Source organism: Maribacter sp. Asnod1-A12, assembly GCF_045063735.1.
GTDB lineage: Bacteria > Bacteroidota > Bacteroidia > Flavobacteriales > Flavobacteriaceae > Maribacter.
The window spans coordinates 3,295,772-3,313,641 of the sequence record NZ_JBEFNZ010000006.1 but is presented as its reverse complement, the minus strand read 5'-3'; the positions used below and the strand labels follow the sequence as shown (position 1 = coordinate 3,313,641).

20 protein-coding genes and 1 riboswitch are annotated in these 17,870 nt (G+C 34.3%); of the genes, 8 read left to right on the top strand and 12 right to left on the bottom strand.

Annotation, left to right across the window (positions count from 1 at the left end; genetic code table 11):
* Window positions 1-34: 34 nt before the first annotated feature.
* The 6 genes from ACJJVP_RS14290 to ACJJVP_RS14265 all read left to right on the top strand — a co-directional run bounded on the left by ACJJVP_RS14290 (window position 35) and on the right by ACJJVP_RS14265 (window position 5,395).
* Window positions 35-472, top strand: coding sequence for a nucleoside 2-deoxyribosyltransferase domain-containing protein (locus ACJJVP_RS14290; protein WP_405414549.1), 438 nt, complete (start codon window positions 35-37; stop codon window positions 470-472).
* 10 nt (window positions 473-482) lie between these two features.
* Window positions 483-1,937, top strand: coding sequence for a nicotinate phosphoribosyltransferase (locus tag ACJJVP_RS14285; protein ID WP_405414547.1), 1,455 nt, complete (start codon window positions 483-485; stop codon window positions 1,935-1,937).
* Between the two features lie 10 nt (window positions 1,938-1,947).
* Window positions 1,948-2,946 (top strand): hypothetical protein, encoded by a 999-nt coding sequence (locus ACJJVP_RS14280; RefSeq protein ID WP_405414546.1) that lies wholly within the window; start codon window positions 1,948-1,950, stop codon window positions 2,944-2,946.
* Window positions 2,947-2,949: 3 nt separating this feature from the next.
* On the top strand, window positions 2,950-3,714 hold the full coding sequence (locus tag ACJJVP_RS14275) for a phosphoribosyltransferase family protein (protein ID WP_405414544.1): 765 nt from the start codon (window positions 2,950-2,952) through the stop codon (window positions 3,712-3,714).
* 173 nt (window positions 3,715-3,887) lie between these two features.
* Window positions 3,888-4,094, top strand: a complete 207-nt coding sequence (locus ACJJVP_RS14270; RefSeq protein ID WP_405414542.1) for a Lacal_2735 family protein — start codon at window positions 3,888-3,890, stop codon at window positions 4,092-4,094.
* Between the two features lie 47 nt (window positions 4,095-4,141).
* On the top strand, window positions 4,142-5,395 hold the full coding sequence (locus ACJJVP_RS14265) for an NAD(P)/FAD-dependent oxidoreductase (RefSeq protein WP_405414540.1): 1,254 nt from the start codon (window positions 4,142-4,144) through the stop codon (window positions 5,393-5,395).
* Between the two features lie 74 nt (window positions 5,396-5,469).
* Here the strand turns inward: ACJJVP_RS14265 and thiH are convergent, their stop codons facing one another.
* From thiH to thiS, 5 genes are all read right to left on the bottom strand, one after another.
* The gene (thiH, locus tag ACJJVP_RS14260) at window positions 5,470-6,582 is read right to left on the bottom strand and encodes a 2-iminoacetate synthase ThiH (protein ID WP_405414538.1); all 1,113 of its coding nucleotides are present in this window, start codon (window positions 6,580-6,582) and stop codon (window positions 5,470-5,472) included.
* A 4-nt stretch (window positions 6,583-6,586) separates the two neighbouring features.
* Window positions 6,587-7,351 carry a thiazole synthase gene (locus ACJJVP_RS14255; RefSeq protein ID WP_405414536.1) on the bottom strand — a complete coding sequence of 255 codons (765 nt, stop codon included), beginning with the start codon at window positions 7,349-7,351 and terminating at the stop codon, window positions 6,587-6,589.
* A 1-nt stretch (window position 7,352) separates the two neighbouring features.
* On the bottom strand, window positions 7,353-8,006 hold the full coding sequence (gene thiE, locus ACJJVP_RS14250; protein WP_405414534.1) for a thiamine phosphate synthase: 654 nt from the start codon (window positions 8,004-8,006) through the stop codon (window positions 7,353-7,355).
* A gap of 8 nt (window positions 8,007-8,014) precedes the next feature.
* Window positions 8,015-8,650: a thiamine phosphate synthase gene (locus ACJJVP_RS14245; RefSeq protein ID WP_405414533.1), complete on the bottom strand. Its 636-nt coding sequence runs from the start codon at window positions 8,648-8,650 to the stop codon at window positions 8,015-8,017.
* Between the two features lie 73 nt (window positions 8,651-8,723).
* Window positions 8,724-8,927 (bottom strand): sulfur carrier protein ThiS, encoded by a 204-nt coding sequence (thiS, locus tag ACJJVP_RS14240; protein WP_405414532.1) that lies wholly within the window; start codon window positions 8,925-8,927, stop codon window positions 8,724-8,726.
* 91 nt (window positions 8,928-9,018) lie between these two features.
* Window positions 9,019-9,112, bottom strand: a riboswitch (TPP riboswitch).
* A 207-nt stretch (window positions 9,113-9,319) separates the two neighbouring features.
* Between thiS and ACJJVP_RS14235 the strand changes: the two genes are divergently transcribed.
* Entirely contained in the window at window positions 9,320-10,879 is a 1,560-nt protein-coding gene (locus ACJJVP_RS14235; protein WP_405414530.1) for an aryl-sulfate sulfotransferase, read from the top strand.
* Between the two features lie 60 nt (window positions 10,880-10,939).
* Here the strand turns inward: ACJJVP_RS14235 and ACJJVP_RS14230 are convergent, their stop codons facing one another.
* From ACJJVP_RS14230 to ACJJVP_RS14200, 7 genes are all read right to left on the bottom strand, one after another.
* Window positions 10,940-11,653, bottom strand: a complete 714-nt coding sequence (locus ACJJVP_RS14230) for a hypothetical protein (RefSeq protein WP_405414529.1) — start codon at window positions 11,651-11,653, stop codon at window positions 10,940-10,942.
* Window positions 11,654-11,745: 92 nt separating this feature from the next.
* Entirely contained in the window at window positions 11,746-12,354 is a 609-nt protein-coding gene (locus ACJJVP_RS14225; protein ID WP_405414528.1) for a hypothetical protein, read from the bottom strand.
* Window positions 12,351-13,454: a glycosyltransferase family 4 protein gene (locus tag ACJJVP_RS14220; RefSeq protein WP_405414527.1), complete on the bottom strand. Its 1,104-nt coding sequence runs from the start codon at window positions 13,452-13,454 to the stop codon at window positions 12,351-12,353. Before ACJJVP_RS14220 ends, ACJJVP_RS14225 begins: the two co-directional genes overlap by 4 nt.
* A complete protein-coding gene (locus tag ACJJVP_RS14215) occupies window positions 13,454-13,861 on the bottom strand; it encodes a hypothetical protein (RefSeq protein ID WP_405414525.1) in 408 nt (135 codons plus the stop codon). Before ACJJVP_RS14215 ends, ACJJVP_RS14220 begins: the two co-directional genes overlap by 1 nt.
* 4 nt (window positions 13,862-13,865) lie before the next feature.
* Window positions 13,866-14,819, bottom strand: coding sequence for a hypothetical protein (locus ACJJVP_RS14210; RefSeq protein ID WP_405414524.1), 954 nt, complete (start codon window positions 14,817-14,819; stop codon window positions 13,866-13,868).
* A gap of 1 nt (window position 14,820) precedes the next feature.
* On the bottom strand, window positions 14,821-15,972 hold the full coding sequence (locus tag ACJJVP_RS14205) for a glycosyltransferase family 4 protein (RefSeq protein WP_405414522.1): 1,152 nt from the start codon (window positions 15,970-15,972) through the stop codon (window positions 14,821-14,823).
* 5 nt (window positions 15,973-15,977) lie between these two features.
* Window positions 15,978-16,532 (bottom strand): LemA family protein, encoded by a 555-nt coding sequence (locus tag ACJJVP_RS14200; protein ID WP_405414520.1) that lies wholly within the window; start codon window positions 16,530-16,532, stop codon window positions 15,978-15,980.
* A gap of 325 nt (window positions 16,533-16,857) precedes the next feature.
* Here ACJJVP_RS14200 and ACJJVP_RS14195 point away from each other — a divergent pair, with 325 nt between their 5' ends.
* Window positions 16,858-17,457 carry a DUF6642 family protein gene (locus tag ACJJVP_RS14195; RefSeq protein ID WP_405414518.1) on the top strand — a complete coding sequence of 200 codons (600 nt, stop codon included), beginning with the start codon at window positions 16,858-16,860 and terminating at the stop codon, window positions 17,455-17,457.
* The last annotated feature ends 413 nt before the right edge of the window (window positions 17,458-17,870 follow it).

The window sequence follows — 17,870 nt, the reverse complement described above, 5'->3', positions numbered from 1 at the left end:
TATATTTGCGTTATAAATACGCAAATTGATTTAAATGATGTATACATCTAACGACATACTACCAATAAATAAACGTAACCAACGTTCTATTTTTCTAGCAGGTAGCATGGATCACAAACAGGAGGTGAGTTGGAGAGATGAAATAAGTGCCGAATTTGGTACGTATTCCATTTTTGACCCAACAAATAATAATCATGACCACCTTAATGTAAAAGAAATGAAGCGGCATATCAATTGGGAATTAAATGCGTTACAGCTATCAGATATGATCTTACTTAATTTTCTACCCAATGCACTATCGCCAATTTCTTTAATAGAACTAGGGCTTTACGTAAACTCAGAAAAACTGATTGTAATTTGTCCGAAAGAATTCTACAAAAGCAATTATGTGCATACCCTTTGCGATAAGTACAACACACCAATTTTTAACAACATCACAGAAGCGAAAACACTGTTGAAAAACAGTATTTAAATATATAATTATGAACGGATTACTACTAACAGACGGATACAAAACAGGACACCACCAACAATACCCAAAGGGAACAGAAGAAGTATATTCTAACTGGACACCCAGAAGTAATAAATACGCTCCTAAAGGTTGCGACAAAGTGGTTTCATTTGGACAACAATATGTTTTTCAATGGTTACATGATTATTTTCAGGACAACTTTTTTTCTAAACCAAAAGCACAGGTCTGTAATGAATTGAAAAAAGAGTTATCGCTTTATTTAGGTACAGACTATGACGTAACTCATTATGAAGAACTACATGATTTACAGTATTTACCTATTAAAGTAAAATCGATTGTAGAAGGGGTAGAGGTTCCTATTAGAGTACCTATGGTAACCGTTGTAAACACTGATAAAAAGTTCTACTGGATTACTAATTTCCTAGAAACCATATTATCTACCATGCTATGGCAACCTATGACTTCGGCTTCTATCGCTTTATGTTACAAACGAATTTTCAAAAAATGGACACTTCAAACCGATAAGGACAATTTGGCTTTTATCGATTTTCAAGGACACGATTTCTCTATGAGAGGTATGGGCGGCTTGCAAAGTGCAATATCATCTGGTATGGGTCATGCATCTGTATTTTTAGGATCAGATACCCTTCCGGTAATTAGTAGTTTGCGTCACTATTACAATGCAAAAGGTTTTGTTGTAGGTTCTGTAAATGCTACCGAACACTCTGTAATGTGTGCAGGTACAAAAGATGATGAAATAGGTACATTTAGAGCTTTAATGAACACTTACCCAACAGGAATTTTATCTGTTGTCAGCGATACTTGGGATCTATGGAAAGTACTTACAGAGTATCTTCCACAACTAAAAGAAGAAGTACTTTCTAGAGATGGTAAACTTGTCATAAGACCAGATAGCGGCGATCCTGTGGATATTATTTGTGGTGAATTTAGCACACTTGGAAGTAACACATCTAAAGATAAAGGGGTAGTGGAGCTACTTTGGGATATTTTTGGCGGAACTGTCAACGAACAAGGTTTTAAAGTATTAGATAGCCACATTGGTGCTATTTATGGCGATAGTATTACTACAGAAAGAGCAGAGGCTATCTGCCAACGCTTAAGTGATAAAGGCTTTGCTACTACTAACGTGGTGCTTGGCATTGGTTCTTTTACCTATCAGTTCAATACAAGAGATACTTTTGGTTTTGCTATGAAAGCGACTTCTGTTGTGGTAAATGGTGAACGTAGAGAAATCTTCAAAGATCCTATTACCGATGACGGAGTTAAAAAATCTGCTAAAGGATTGGTAAAAGTGGAGTTACAAAACGGTGAATATGTATTGATAGATCAAGTGACTCCTGAAGAGGAAAACACGGGAGAGCTTCAAGTTATCTATGAGGATGGAAAATTTGTGAACCAAACGGACATACAAGAAATAAGAGATCGTATTAATACCAATCTTTAAAACAAAAACTATGTGGTTCGAAGAATTGACAGGATTTAAAGAAATATCACCTGAATATGTACGTGATAATATCAATATTGACGGACAGAATTTAATTTCTAAAATCAATAATAAATCCTATCAATTCGGGTCTTTAGAAGTTGTTTCCTTAGAACAATTAAAGAAACAACAAACTTTTAATAACAGTATTAGCAAAATAAAGGTCTCTGAAGTTGTTGCCGACATACAAGAATTACATGCCAACCCTAGAAATGAGCACGCGCTATTTCAAGCGGCATCCCAGTTTAATTTACTGGAAATGGTTGGTCCAGAAGTTTCTCCTAAAGCGGGAGTAGGTATTTATGAAAATGACTTTACCCAAGGTCCGGCATGCGCCATAGCTTGTGGTGCAGGCACCATATATAGAAATTACTTTGTGCCGGTTAATGATCAGATCGGGCAAACAGGTACATATCAGATCGATTGTTTAGATTGGATTGGTAAAGAGCTTAATAATGAGGAACTCCAATTGTGGAAAATGACTAATGGTTATGCTGTTTTAAGTCTAGAAGGCTTGCTCAGTATTAATAAGCAGTTAGGAAGCTTTACAGATGCCCAAAGAGAGTTTCTAAAGGGTAAACTAAAGGTTGGTACGCAATGGAATACAGAAGTAACATTGACAGATAAAAAACAAATTGTATCTCAAATATATTGTTCTGCATTGCCCGTTGCATATTCTTTTATTGAATCTTATTATTGGGAGAATTTTGCCAGAATAATTTTAGAAGCTACCTATGAAGCTACTTTACACACGGCATTGGTGAATCTTAAAAACAACAATTCTAATAAAGTATTTTTGACCTTAGTAGGGGGTGGGGCTTTTGGTAATGATCTAGATTGGATATTGGATTCATTATTCAAAACACTAAAGAAATTTAAGAATTCGCCGTTAGATGTGAGTATAGTAAGTTACGGTAGCTCAAACCATATATTAAAACAAGAGATAGAGAATTTCAACAGAAAGAATTAGCATATGAAATACGAAATAAAAAAGTTTAACGACGGACAAGTAACGGCTAAAATCATTGAAGGCGGAGATATTCACATTAAGATTAGAGGTAACAGTTATGAAGATTTGTTCAGAGCTGCTGCCATAAAAGAAGCCTGGAATGCAGAAAATTCTACGAATAAAACTATTGTAGCAACACTTACCATCTTTTGCCTTATCGGGCAACGCTCAGATAGGCGTTTTAATAAAGGGGAATCGTTCGATCTAAAAATCATTTCTAAGTTCATTAATGATATGAAGTTTGATAAAGTATCTATCTTACATCCACACAGTCCTATTTCATTGGCATTAATTGATAATTCGGAGAAAATATCTCATTTCGATTTTGTTGAAAAAGCATATAACCAAATAGGTAACCCAGTATTGGTGAGTCCCGATGCTGGTGCGTATAAAACGACTCATGAAATTGCCGAAAAACTAAATGCCGATTTAGTACCCTCCAATAAAGTAAGAGTAGATGGTGCTCCGGTTATTAGTATACAAGGTGATGTAAAAGGCAAACAATGCTTAATTGTTGACGATTTAGCCGATGGAGGCAGAACATTCAAATTCTTGGCAGAAGCTTTAAAAAAACAAGGAGCTGCCAAAGTATTTTTATATGTTACCCATGCGCAATTTAATTATGGCTTTGAAGAACTAAAGGAAACTATAGACCATGTGTATTGCACTAATAGCTACAAGGATATTGATGATGATTTTGTAACCCAATTTAAGTTAAAAGGATTGTAAAGTTTAAAATATTAACAAAATGAAAATAGCGCATAACTGCGCTATTTTTTTTATATCATTTTAAGATTATTAACGTCAAATAATATGGTTGTAACATAGCTATAATAAGAACTTCTTTTAAAATCTTTTGTTTAATTATTTAAATAAATAGTTAAACATTTTGTATTTTTGTCATGAACCTTGTAAGGTTACATACATTAGAAATAGATAAAGCTATGTTCGGAATATTTAAAAAGAAATCAGAGAAAGACAAGTTGCGTAATCAATATGAAAAACTACTTAAAGAAGCTCATGGTCTATCGACTACAAATAGAAAAATGAGTGACCAAAAAGCTTTTGAAGCCGATGAAATAATGAAAAAAATTGAAAAGCTTTCTTAGTTTCACCTTTTCAAATTAGGAATACTAAAAAAGTGTAAGTAATTCATATGGATAATCAGGATTATAAAATACATATTATAGGTGGTGGTGTCAGCGGGTTAATAGCTGCAACCGTTCTTGAACAAAAAGGATTTTCCCCTGTAATTATCGAAGCCACTGGTAGAGTAGGCGGTAGAGTTAAAACGGATGTATTAGATGGTTACCAACTAGATAGAGGGTTTCAAGTGTTACTTACCGCATATCCTGCAGCTCAAAAATACCTTGATTTCAATTCTTTAGAATTGCAAAATTTCTTGCCCGGTGCATCAATTTTTAAAAATGGAAGACAGCATATTATAGGTGACCCTCTTAGAGATGTAACCCTTTTATTTTCAACAATCTTTGCCAACGTAGGTACAGTAAAAGATAAACTTAAAATTCTCAAATTAAATAAGAAGCTTAAAAATAAAACGTTGTCCGAAATATTTGCTACCAAAGAACAAACCACAAATTCTTATTTGGTGAATTTTGGCTTCTCTACTGAAATTATAAGAGACTTTTTTAAACCCTTTTTCGGCGGAATCTTTCTAGAAGACAAATTAGAAACTTCTAGTAGAATGTTTGAATTTGTGTACAAAATGTTTGGTAAAGGTGATGCTGCATTACCAAAGGGAGGTATTGAAGAAATTCCTAAACAGCTGCTAAAGCAACTGCATAAAACTACTATTAATTACAATTGGTCTGTAGAGTCAATTAGCGAGAAAGAAATATTGCTTTCGAACGGTAAAAAAATAGCAAGTGATTTTATAATTATCGCTACGGAGCCTAGCCATTTCATTAAAAACTTAAAGAACCAAGCAATAGAATGGCAAAGCTGCGACACCCTTTATTTTGAAACCGAGAATAGAGTAATTAAGAAAAATATGATAGGATTGATTTCTGAAAAAAATGCTTTAATCAATAATGTCTTTTACCATACAAGTATTGAAACAACAAAAGGTACTAATAAAGAATTACTTTCGGTTACGGTAGTCAATAATCAAGATATCAATGGTAAGCAACTTATCTCAAGGGTACAAAAAGAATTAAATGATTATTGCGGCATCTCTTCTAGTACATTTATAAAACACTACAACATTCCTATGTCGTTACCTAAACTAAGCGATTTACAATATGAAGTTTCCCCTTCAGAAACTCGCTTAACCGAGACTATTTATTTAGCCGGAGATATACAATTGAATGGCTCTTTAAACGCTGCAATAATAGCAGGTGAACGTGCAGCTTTAGGCGTACTCGAAAATGTAGAAGGGCTGGTCGTATAGTAAACTTATAAAGTAATCGCGACAGAAAACAGTTTGGTCATATTCATCAGCATTACTCAGAACTTGACTCTGTGTTATTCCCAATTATTAGCCCAATCTTTCCAAACCACATCTAGACCTTGGCTTTTTAACATGGCGGTGATGACTTCTGTTGGTCTTTCATCTGATATTTCAAATTGTTCTAAAGATTCTGGTGCTACGTCATAGCCACCAGGGTTGGTTTTAGACTCCGCGCTTATGGAGGTTATGCCCAGATTCACAATATTATTCCTAAACACCTCACTTTCACGCGTAGACATGGAGAGCTCTACATCTTCATCTAATAACCTAAAGGCACAGATGAGTTGTACCAAATCTGGGTCGGTCATTTCAACCTTTGGTTCTAAGCCTCCTGAATGGGGCCGTAATCTAGGAAAGGAGATGGAGTATTTGGTCCTCCAATATGTCTTCTGTAAATACTTTAAATGCAAAGCCGTAAAAAAGCTATCTGCACGCCAATCTTCTAAGCCAAATAAAGCGCCCAGTCCTATTTTGTGAATTCCGGCTTTGCCTAATCGGTCCGGAGTATCTAGTCGAAAATCGAAATTAGATTTCTTGCCTTTTGGGTGGTGCTTTTTATATTCTTCCCTATGGTAGGTTTCTTGATATACCAAAACGGCATACAGTCCATTTTCAATTAACAGCTCATATTCATCTTGCAGCAAGGGTTGTACCTCTATGGTGATATTTGAAAATTGAGAACGAATCAATTTCAGTGCATTATCGATATAATCTACACCAACAATTTTATTGGCTTCGCCCGTAACCAATAAAATATGGTCATAGCCTTTAGATTTTATATATGCTACTTCTTTTAAAATTTCAGCATCGGTCAAGGTTCTACGCGGAATTTTATTGGTCATGCTAAAGCCACAGTACGTACAAATGTTCTGGCATTCGTTACTTAAATACATGGGCGAATACATTTGTATGGTATTCCCAAAGCGTTTCTTGGTGAGTTGGCGACTCAACTGCGCCATTTGCTCTAAATAGGGTTTTGCCGCTGGCGATATTAATGCTTTAAAATCTTCTAAATCTCGCTTTGTGTTACTTAATGCGCGTAATACATCGTGCTCTGTTTTAGAAAAAATACTGGCTAGGGTATCGTCCCAATTATAAGTATCGAATAGGTCTTTGAAACTGCTCATACTTCTAATTCAAAAAACTGGTTAAGGGACTACTTGCTTCGGCTTTTTTATGCACTATGGGTGCCAGTTTCGCTTCAAAAGCCATTCTGCCCGCTGCTACCGCCATTTTAAATGCTTTACCCATTGCTACAGGGTTTTGAGAAACGGCTATCGCAGTATTCACCAAAACGGCATCTGCACCAAGCTCCATTGCAAAGGCTGCATGTGAAGGGGCACCAATACCGGCGTCAACAATTACGGGAACATTGCTTTGGTCAATGATAATCTCCAAAAACTCTTGTGTTTTTAATCCTTTGTTACTTCCTATGGGTGCGCCTAAAGGCATTACACACTGCACACCAACTTCCTCTAAACGTTTACATAGTACAGGATCAGCATGTATATAGGGCATAACTACAAATCCTAATTTAACAAGCTCTTCCGCAGCCTTTAAAGTTTCTATGGGATCGGGAAGCAAATATTTTGGATCGGGATGTATTTCTAATTTCACCCAATTGGTCTCTAGGGCTTCACGAGATAATTGAGCAGCAAATACAGCTTCTTTTGCATTACGTACTCCCGATGTATTCGGTAATAAATTAATGCGATTATGGTTTAAATGGCTTAATATATCATCTTGAGCATCACCAATATCTACCCGTTTTAAAGCCACGGTCACCAATTCACTTTCTGAAACCAGTATGGCTTCTTTCATGAGTTGCGACGAGCTAAATTTTCCCGTTCCCGTAAACAACCTTGAGCTAAACTTCTTATCTGCTATCTGTAACATCTTATTTTCTTTTTTCTTCGGATATCCAACGTTGTTCTACTATTTCGCCACCATTAATGCGTTTCTTAAAATCTGGAATGCTATTAAAATTGCGCGTTATTTCAACGGAAACAGCGATACCATGAATACCCGTTTTCATTAGTTCTAAAACATCATCTATAACAATACCACCTATGGCAATTACAGGAATAGCCGTTTTGAGTTCATCGAGTATGGTCAAGTAACCGTTAATGCCCAAAACGGGACTCAAATTCTTTTTGGTCTCTGTAAACCTAAAAGGTCCCAGACCTATATAATCTACTTTTTTATGGATCAGTGTTTCACAATCTTCGAGCGTATTGGCGGTACCACCAATGACTTGCCAAGAAGCCAGCTCTTTTCTTGCTTTAGTAGGGCAGGCGTCTAATTTACCTAAATGCACACCGTCTGCTTTTACCGCAGCAGCAATTTTATAGTAATCGTTGATAATTAAGCGGGTCTGAAACTTTGCCGTTATTTCTCGTGCCTGTTGTGCGGTTTCAAGTACTACTTTTTCAGGCTGTTTTTTTAAACGTAATTGTACCAATTCTACACCAGAAGAACACGCTTTCTGAATGTTTTCTAAGTGTTCTTTTGGGGTACTGCCTTGTGATATATAATGTAATGTTGGTATCATATAAATGTTTACTTCATGCTATTTCTACTAGCTATTTTCTTCTGTTCAATCCACGCCGCTTCATAATGCTTTTTTAAGGCTACAAAACTTTCAATAGGGTTTTCCATATTCCACACTCCGCCTAAAACGCCAATTCCCTTAAAACCAAGCCTTAGTGTTTGTTGTACTGTTTTATCGGTGATACCGCCCATGCCCACGATTAACTTTTCACTTTGGTTGACGTTGAATCCTTTGCCTTCGTAGCCTTGCTTAGATATAGAAGAAAACACGGGACTCAGTAAATGATAATCAAATTCAAATTCACAATCTTCTAAAACCTTTGGATCGTGAAAAGAAGAGCTTATGGTCTTACCGTACATATCTAAGCTTTTGAAATACTGCCCAGGATTGTCAATATGGTCTATTCTTTTTTGCTCTTGAAAATGAACTCCTTTTAAGTCATATTCATTGATCAATTCATGAAAAAAGTGTACTACAATTCTATTATGATACTTGGTATCGATCGCATTTAAATAATCGCAATGTTCTTGATAGTCCTTCAAAGGTTTTCTTAAATGGTAATATGCCAAACCTTGTTGAAACAACTGATGTAGCAATTCAATTTCATTCGGGATATCTTTTTCTGGAGCTATTAATACGATCATTTATGTGGTTTAAATATTGTAATGGAAATTCTCCTGCTTAATGTGGGTAATACGGGAATAGAAAGCCTGGTTTTCAACCCCCTTGGGTAGCTCTAATGACCAATACTTCATCTTTCTCGTTCAGTGTTTTGGTATGCCACTCTGTTTTGGTAATAATGTTCTCATTTACCGCCACGGCTATTCCGTTGACAGAAATATCCAAACCTTTAATGATTTCATCTAGTGTAACGTTCGGCTTAAATAGGTGAGTGGTGTTGTTTACTTTAATGTGTATCATCTGTTTCACTAGTTAATTGAAGCGTATTCGCCACTATATTTTTTGGTGTAAACAGTAAGAATAGAAAATGATAAAAGGAAAGTACAGGTTGTTGATCCTGATAACTTTTCCCTACGTTGATATTAATCAAATCAGGTTCTAAGGATATTTCTCAAACTATGAAATAGCTACTCCTAAAGTTTACATGGCTAATTTAAGGATTTGAAGGCAGACTTGGGCTTAAGAAAGTAGAATTGTTTTTAGATGAAAATTTTTACTTAAGTCACTGATTTCTTATTCTAAACCTTTCGCTACCATAACAATAAAAATAATCGTACAGTACCAAGGTTATATCGTGTATAACGAATTTATATATTTGCTTTAAAAATTATTGAAATTTAAATAATCATAGATTGGATATTAATAAAATTAAACTAATTGTTTTAAGTGTATTATTTGTAGCATCTTGTAAAAAAGATGATCCAATAGCAATTGAAGTCAATAATTTGAGCTGTTCCGATGAATTAACCATTGAGATACAAACAGCTCTAAACCCTACAGGGTATGCCCCATTATCGGCATTAATATCTTTAACAACAGATATACCTGTTAGCATTACCATGCGTGTTATAGGTAAAAATGGCGATGATTCTAATGTCACTAAAAATTTTCCCGAAATTGAAAATAATATTGAAATTCCAGTTCACGGGCTGTATCCTGATTATGAAAATGAAATAGAATTAACTTTTCATGATAGTGATAATGTTCAATTATGCTCTAGAACACTTTCCATTGACACGCCCCCTCAAATATCCGCCTTGCCCGAAATTATAATTAATGCTGCCAATAGAGAGCAAATGGCAGAAGGCATGACCTTGGTGAACTATTATGGCTATGATACAGAGATACATCCTTTTAGACCATTCATATTTGATTCATACGGTGATATTAGATGGTACTTAAATTTCGAAGAACATCCTGTTTTAAATAATCTACACTATGATAACGGTCCACACCGTCTACAAAACGGTAATTTTTATTTTGGTAATAATGAACCAGACGCTATCTATGAAATAGACCATTTTGGAACTATAATAAATACCTGGAACATGCCTGGTTTTAGTTTTCATCATGAAGTATTAGAGAAACCTAATGGTAATTTTATTGTTTTAGCAGATAAACATGATGCTAATACTATTGAAGATTATATCATTGAAATAGACAGGTCTGCAAACGAAATTGTAAACATCTGGAATCTAAATGAATCTTTAGATAATACGAGAACCACATTAACTACCGATGCCGAAGATTGGATTCATGTAAACGGTGTTAGTTATGACGCTACCGATGACACTATTGTCATTTCAGGAAGAACACAAGGCGTTATAAAGCTTAATACAGCTAATGAAGTTATTTGGATAATGGCACCACATGCCGACTGGGAAACATCTGGAAACGGAAATAATCTTAATCCGTATTTATTACAACCTTTAGATGCTTCTGGTTTAGCAATTACAGACGAATCTATACTTAATGGTTCTCAAAACCATACTGATTTTGAATGGAACTGGTACCAACATGCTGTTAAGGTATTAGAAGATGGTTCTATTATCCTTTTCGACAATGGCGATAATAGAAATTATATTGGTTTTGGTCCATATAGTAGGGCGGTAAGATATGATATTGACGAAACAAATGGCACCATTCAACAAGTATGGCAATATGGTAAAGAACGTGGTGAAGAAACCTATTCTAGAATTGTATCTGATGTAGATTATTTAGAAACGAGTAACCATATTCTATTCTCACCTGGCGCTATTATTTCGGGTACCCAGCCTTTTGGAAAAAGTATAGAAATTGATGTAGAATCGAAGGTCATTATTTTTGAAGCAACCATTATACCGCCAACTTCTTTCGCCAATCAAATTACTTTTCATAGAACAGAACGCTTAACACTGTACTCTGATTTTTGAGTACTTGCATATTACAAAACACAGAACTCTTCAATAAAATTCTTAATAACCCTAAATATTTTACAGCAATTGCTTTCTTAAAAACTGATCATCATACTTTCTTTTAAAAGGTATTATTTGTTGTTTTTCTCTATATTTTTCTGTCTCTAGCGTACTATTAAATCCGCAGCCCGTAAATATTTTTGAAGCATTATCTAATATGTGGCTGTCTATTCCATTTCCACTTATAATTTTAGTATTTTCAAGGATTAGCGCCTTATCTATAACACAAAATGAATAGATATAAATATGTTCATCGGTGCGGTACAATAACGCTTGTTTGTACAATAGCAAAACCTCATCTATAGGAGAGGAGTGCATGACCACAAAATAAGGTTTCTTAAGTATTACTTCTTGCGAACGTTCTCTCGGTTTTTGTTGCAGAGTAAACGGAATCATCTTTTTATATTGATAATTCGCTAATGCAATTCCGTTTTCAAGTGTGTAGATAATATCATAAACCGGACTCCCATATTTTTTAAAGTAGTCTTTGCTTACTATGCGAGCCAGTAATATGGTCTGTACGGAATTAATGTCTGTGATGCTTTTTTCGAGTTCTCCGTAAAATCCCGCAGGAAAAACATCAACAACCAATGTATCTATCTCGTACTCTTTAATGCAGTTTTGTAGAAAGAGGCTGAACCGATCTTGATTCTTAAAAAATACATCTTCTTTATATAGCGTTTTTATATCTTTTGGTACCTGGTCGTGATAGATAGAATTCGTTAATAGCACACAATTCTTTAGCGGAATTTTTTGTGTGTATATATAATTAAGAACCCTATTTATATGCCCAAAACCAGCACCATAGACATAAAACAAATACACTATATCTTATTTAATAATTCTGCTATAATGAACATTTTATGCTCATTAGGTATCTCATCTATTGCCAAAATAGCATACACATAACTTTCTTGGTTTGATGAAAGTGTAAAAGCTTCGGTATCGTTAACCTTTACGATGTTTCCTTCTAAATTCACTCTGTATAATTCTTCACCATCACGTTTCACCTTAATCTTATCATCATAAGGACGGACTTCAAAAGCATTTTCATTCTCTTCGTTATCTGAGATTTTTATCTTGTCTGGGTATATTTTCACTTTCCATAACAAATCAGAATCTTCATCGCGTAATTTTAAACTTCCTTCTTTGAATTTTACTTCATACTTCATTTTTCCGTTAGCATAAAACTTATGCTTATCAGGCTTACTTTTAAAAGTATACGTCGTATTGTTCGCAACGATTTTTATTGGCGATACGTCAAAACCACCTATTAACGCTCCGTCGACGTTTGCAATGGTAACATCGAGGCTATTTGTAGTTGCACTAGCAGTTGTAGTGGTTTCTGCAGGGCTAGACGAGTTCTTATTTTCTGTTTTACAGCTTCCTAACAGAAGTAATGATAGTACAAAAAGTAGGTGTAATTTTCTCATGGTTTTAAAATATTTAGGTAATTTGATATTTCTATTTGTTCTGTATAATTCGTTTTAATTTTCTGATACAATGCCTCACCCATAGCTTCCTTTTCTACAGGTGTCATTTTATGTATTTGCAACAGAATATCTAACAGTTCATTCGCCTGCAAGGGGTGGTATAAAAATCCATCTACTTTAGTTCTAATAACGTCCTTTATTCCTCCAACATTCGCACCGATTACAATCTTTTTTGTTGCTGCTGCTTCTAACAGTACATTTGGCATACCGTCATAAAAAGAAGGTATGGCAACGATACTAATGGCATTGTAAAACGATACAAGTTCATTTTGGTTCGCAAAATCAAAAAACTGAACATTGACCTCTAAATTTAGAATGTATGTTTTTGTTTCTTCGCTTACATCACCTATTAAACACAATACAAAATCATTCTTGTGTGGAAATTTCGCAAAGGTTTCTACAAAGTTTACAACCCCTTTTTTAGCTTTTAATTGCCCAACAAAGGCTATAGGTATTTTAGAATTGAACGACTTCTTTAAATCATCTATTCGTTTATGATGACTTTTGGACGGTTTCCATAACGCGGTATCAATTCCGTTTTGCGTAAAATAAGTATTGTTATGTGTTACTAGGCGGTCAATTTTTTCTCTTTTCTCCTTCGTGACGGTAAATACATAGCTAGAGTTCTCTAGTGCGTATAATAACTGATTTCGCTTCTTTGAAAAGATACCCTCGTCAAAATCATTTCCTCTTATAAAGGTAATAAGTGGTTTTTGTATCCATTTAGATAAAATAGGACCTATGTTAAGCGGTAGGTTGCCTCCAAATACTCCAACATGGGTCAATGTATCTAAATAGGGGAGTTGCTGTATAAATTCTGACGCTAGCGATAATGTAAACTCCTCAGAGTTTTCTAAAGGCACAGTGGAATAGGTTCCTTTTACAACGGTATCTGTTTTGAACTTTTTCTTTCTATTCGTAAAATGAATGATATGTACCGTAATTCCGTTTCTCTTAAAATTACGCACCAAGCGATCACAAGAAACAGCCATACCGCCTTTATTAGGCGGATAATTTTGAGTGATTAACAGTATATTCATTAACTATCAAAATAAGATCCATCATCAGAATCATCATGAAGGAAAACCGTAGAGCTACTATCGAATAAACTACCGTAATCATCTGCCATAAATACCATGTACGGATATTCCGCATGGAATCTATTGATCATTTTTCTTCGCCATACTGATCTATCTTTAGAATAGAGTTCAATATCATTGGTAAGTCGCGCATCAAACTCTACAAAACAACTAATGCATAATATGGCGTTCTTTTTTTTATAAACCTGATGACCACTATTTTGACTTATAATTTTGTTGGCTTTAAACGCATGTATATTACACACATTTTTCTTGCATTTCTCACAAACTACAGTTGCCTTATTTTCGCAATTTCGAACCACAAAAAGCCCTGTATATTCTTCGCAATGTTTTATTGTATCTTCCATAAAATTAAGCACTAGGCGTTACACAACTGTAGCAGGTGTTGATCAGGTTAATAACTTCTAAAGAGAAATAATCTACAGCAAATGAAGAAATACTACTTACTTCATACGGATTGTATTGATCCGGATTTTCTTTTTTAACATCGAATTTTCGGTATACCTTAAAAACGTAATACTCATCATCTTCAGCAAAACTTATTTGTGATGTATCAACGCTTGGGTTTAATTGGTATTTGTGCTTAGGTATTTTCATTTTAATAGTAAATGGGTATGCAGCCCTATACTTGTGTTTTGTTTTTCTTTTACCACTACTACCTCTTTTTTTAATAATACGTTTTCTTGTTCTTTCGCTAAACTGAAAGTAGATTAACGATTCATCATTAAAAAAACAGGAACCTTTACTAATGACTCGTTCATAGTTTTTTTCTATGCCTGATATAAAGCCTCTAGATTCACCGGTGTACGATTCATTTTTTATAAGGTTTTCTTCTGTTACCGTGTCTTTTACATTTGCCTCTAATGTTATTTTAGAATCTAACTGCAAATCTTCTTCAATCAAAGTAAACAAGGCAGAAAAATAATCGGCAAAAAAATCAAATCCTGCGGTAAAATTCTTTTTAAATTTTTTATTCGTTCTATAGGTTATTATAATCGCAATAATTATGGCAGGAAAAACCAGTACCCCTAATGCACCAGGTATTATAGCCAAAACAGGAGAAATATAAGTTAATGGAATTGTCACAAAAGACCCTAAAAATATGCCAAGAAAGATGTACCATGTATTCTTTATTCTTTTGTTTTTAAATTCTTCGGCTATTTCTCGTTGCAAGACACAGGCCCTAAAAAAACGAATCCATTTTACAGGTGTTTTCTTAGAATTAAACCCACGGTGTAAATGAGCTCTTTCTATAGGGGCTCCTATATATTGTTCTTTATTTAATACGTTGCCTTGTCTTTCCATTTTAGGGCATTAAATCTTGGTATATGTTTTTCAATTTCTCTTTTTGATCACTCCATAAAAAAGTACTTTTCACCTTTTTAAAAGCCTTGCCCGTAAAAGTTTTCTTTCGTTCTGGCTCATCTAATATAAACCGAATACAACGTGCCAGATCTTGTTCTCTATCGGGCTCAAAAAGTAAAGCTTCTTGTTCGGTTACCAATTCGGTAACCACAGGTAATTCAGATGCGATTACAGCCGTCTCACAAGCCATACTCTCTAATATCTTTAACGGACAACAACCTTGTGTAATATTTCTGTCGCATGCCTTTAAAGGTGCTATAGAAGCTTCTGCATAGTGCACATAGTTGTACAACTCGTTTTTAGATAATCTAGACTTTAGAATAATACGATCTTGTATACCTAATTTCTCTAAAAGCTTTCTATAGGGCTTAAAAGCTTTTTCTTTTACAGCTAAACAAATGACCAGTTTTAGATCTTCAAAATCTTCTAAATATGTCATGGCTTTAAGCAACACATCTACACCTTGCCAAGGTTGTACGGCACCAAAATAGATAATGTATTGTGCAGGTGCATCAATGGGTCTTTCGTAAGTACTTGGTATATGTGCCCCATTCGGTATCACTTTTATCTTCGCGGTATCAATAGCATAATTAGTTTCTAAAAATGCCTTGGTAACTTCTGAAGGCGTAATAATTACATTCGCTTTTTGTAAACATTGCGATTCTATCTCTTTTAATTTATCTAAAAAAGTAGGCGTTAAATTGGGGTATCTGTAGGGTAGCTCTATAGATGTTAGGGCATTTACCTCAAAAATCGTTTTTATACTAGGTTCGGCAGTCAAGCCCATGCCACTCCAAACATCTCTAAAATGACCTATTTGAATGGATTCTTTATTTTTTTGAATATCAATAAATAGCTGTTGAGAAAAAAGAGATGCTTTTTCTAAATAATTCATCTCTTCTTCGTTGTAATAACGCTTTATAACAATATTACCCTCAGTTTGTACGGCAGGGTAAGCGCTATTACCTCGTAAGCAGAATAATTGCAATTCATCACATTGCTGCGACGATACATTGATCATCTCTTTAATATGTGTTGAAGCTCCTTTTGCGCTCGGGAACACATCATATGTAGCGTATACATTTCTGTTCATCGAAATTAGAAAGAAAATTTAACCGGTTCTTTCTCTTTCGAATTTTCAATTTCAAAAAACTCGCCCTTGTTGAAATTGAACATATTGGCAAAAATATTAGACGGAAAGCTTTCGATAGCGATATTGTTTTCTTTTACCGTAGCGTTATAATACCTACGTGTCATTTCAATATCATCTTCTAATGAAGACAGCTCATTTTGCAATTCACTAAAATTATGATTGGCTTTTAGATCCGGGTAATTTTCGGCAACTGCAAAAAGGTTAACCATAGAATTTTTTAAGGCACTTTCGGCTTTTCCTTGCTCATCAACAGAAGAAGCGTTTTGCGCTAAATTTCTGGCTTTGGTGATATTTTCAAAGGTTTCTTTTTCGTGCGTCGCATAGCCTTTAACAGTTTCTATTAAACCAGGAATCAAATCATATCGTTTTTTTAAGAATACATCGATGCTGCTCCAGCCCTCTGCCATTTCTGTTTTCTTTCTTACCAAACCATTATATACAGAAACGGCATATAAAAACAGAATTACAACAATACCAATGATAACAACAGATACAAGCATAAGGATAGTTTTACGCTAAAATAACAGAATTAATTGACTATTATTATATTAACTAGAAGGATATTGTAAAGTAAAATCCTACATTAAAATAACTCCTACATACATATAATAAAGGGGAACGGTCATAAAGAAATCAAAAATTACGATAAACAGCAGTAAGTCAGTAAAGCATGTTATAATTAACTAATAAATATTACAATTTATATTAAACATTAATTTTCAATAAGGTCAGCAATAATCAACACATATTTAATTTAAAAACGCTAAAAGAATTAAACAGTTACAGTAATTTTGTATTTCACGACCCGCAAAAAGACACCAAAGCTTGCTAGAAAAAAGACGACAATTACCCCAAGAACTATTTACAGATGATGACCATTTCATTTACTGTTTAGAAGGGGTTGATGATATAGAAATAGAAAAAGTTACCGAGGCACAACAAAGCCTAGAACAACTAGCAATGAAATATGGCATTGCAAGCATTTACAAAACTTGCGACACTATTGAAGGATTAGAAGATAGTCTAAACGCATTGGTATTAGACGACCATAATTTTAAGGATTATGAAATCATCTATTTGGTTATGACTGGTGAGGCAAATAGTATTTGCTTAAATGATTACTATTATAGTTTACAAGAAATTGCTGAAATTTTCGAAGGACGACTGAAAGGTAAAATCTTGCACTTTTCAAATGCAAAAATTCTTGATTTAGATGAAGAGGAATCTCAATATTTTTTAGACATTACCAACGCGAAAGCTATTTCCGGCTACGGAAATGAATATAACGGAGTAAGCAGTGCAAATCTCGACAAAGCATTTTTCAACCTATTTAAAGAAGATGATAATATGTTCGATGTGGTAGAAGAACTACACCAAAGACATTACAATGTCTGTAAAATGTTGGATTTTAGATTGTATTATTAAACATAAATTTATTTACAGAAAATTTACTTTTTTAAAGACTCAGAGTTTCTTGACTTTGCAAAATATCCCTCAAGTACGTTATTTCCAAATTAAGAGCTATCGTTCTATACTGTTCCGAATCATATTACTTCAGCTTTAATGATTGATTGAGAATCTTTATTATTAAATACAATATACCTGATGAATGTTGCCAGCATATTTATCGATATTTTTCTAAAAATTCATTAGAATATGCTTTATCCAAACTAACCTAATAGCGAAGTGAGAAAGTGTATGGCATAGGGGTTTAATACAAACATACGCACATCTTTAGTATACCTTTATATTTTTACTTGTAACCTAATTTCAAAAGTTTTGTAACACCATTGTTTTTTCATTGTCCAAGTTATAGATACAATTATAATATGTTCAAT

Excerpts from the sequence above, each read along its gene's own strand:
- ACJJVP_RS14290 (WP_405414549.1), top strand. The coding sequence starts at position 35 with ATGATGTATACATCTAACGACATACTACCAATAAATAAACGTAACCAA.
- ACJJVP_RS14285 (WP_405414547.1), top strand. The coding sequence starts at position 483 with ATGAACGGATTACTACTAACAGACGGATACAAAACAGGACACCACCAA.
- ACJJVP_RS14280 (WP_405414546.1), top strand. The coding sequence starts at position 1,948 with ATGTGGTTCGAAGAATTGACAGGATTTAAAGAAATATCACCTGAATAT.
- ACJJVP_RS14275 (WP_405414544.1), top strand. The coding sequence starts at position 2,950 with ATGAAATACGAAATAAAAAAGTTTAACGACGGACAAGTAACGGCTAAA.
- ACJJVP_RS14270 (WP_405414542.1), top strand. The coding sequence starts at position 3,888 with ATGAACCTTGTAAGGTTACATACATTAGAAATAGATAAAGCTATGTTC.
- ACJJVP_RS14265 (WP_405414540.1), top strand. The coding sequence starts at position 4,142 with ATGGATAATCAGGATTATAAAATACATATTATAGGTGGTGGTGTCAGC.
- thiH (WP_405414538.1), bottom strand. The coding sequence starts at position 6,582 with ATGAGCAGTTTCAAAGACCTATTCGATACTTATAATTGGGACGATACC.
- ACJJVP_RS14255 (WP_405414536.1), bottom strand. The coding sequence starts at position 7,351 with ATGTTACAGATAGCAGATAAGAAGTTTAGCTCAAGGTTGTTTACGGGA.
- thiE (WP_405414534.1), bottom strand. The coding sequence starts at position 8,006 with ATGATACCAACATTACATTATATATCACAAGGCAGTACCCCAAAAGAA.
- ACJJVP_RS14245 (WP_405414533.1), bottom strand. The coding sequence starts at position 8,650 with ATGATCGTATTAATAGCTCCAGAAAAAGATATCCCGAATGAAATTGAA.
- thiS (WP_405414532.1), bottom strand. The coding sequence starts at position 8,927 with ATGATACACATTAAAGTAAACAACACCACTCACCTATTTAAGCCGAAC.
- ACJJVP_RS14225 (WP_405414528.1), bottom strand. The coding sequence starts at position 12,354 with ATGAGAAAATTACACCTACTTTTTGTACTATCATTACTTCTGTTAGGA.
- ACJJVP_RS14220 (WP_405414527.1), bottom strand. The coding sequence starts at position 13,454 with ATGAATATACTGTTAATCACTCAAAATTATCCGCCTAATAAAGGCGGT.
- ACJJVP_RS14215 (WP_405414525.1), bottom strand. The coding sequence starts at position 13,861 with ATGGAAGATACAATAAAACATTGCGAAGAATATACAGGGCTTTTTGTG.
- ACJJVP_RS14210 (WP_405414524.1), bottom strand. The coding sequence starts at position 14,819 with ATGGAAAGACAAGGCAACGTATTAAATAAAGAACAATATATAGGAGCC.
- ACJJVP_RS14205 (WP_405414522.1), bottom strand. The coding sequence starts at position 15,972 with ATGAACAGAAATGTATACGCTACATATGATGTGTTCCCGAGCGCAAAA.
- ACJJVP_RS14200 (WP_405414520.1), bottom strand. The coding sequence starts at position 16,532 with ATGCTTGTATCTGTTGTTATCATTGGTATTGTTGTAATTCTGTTTTTA.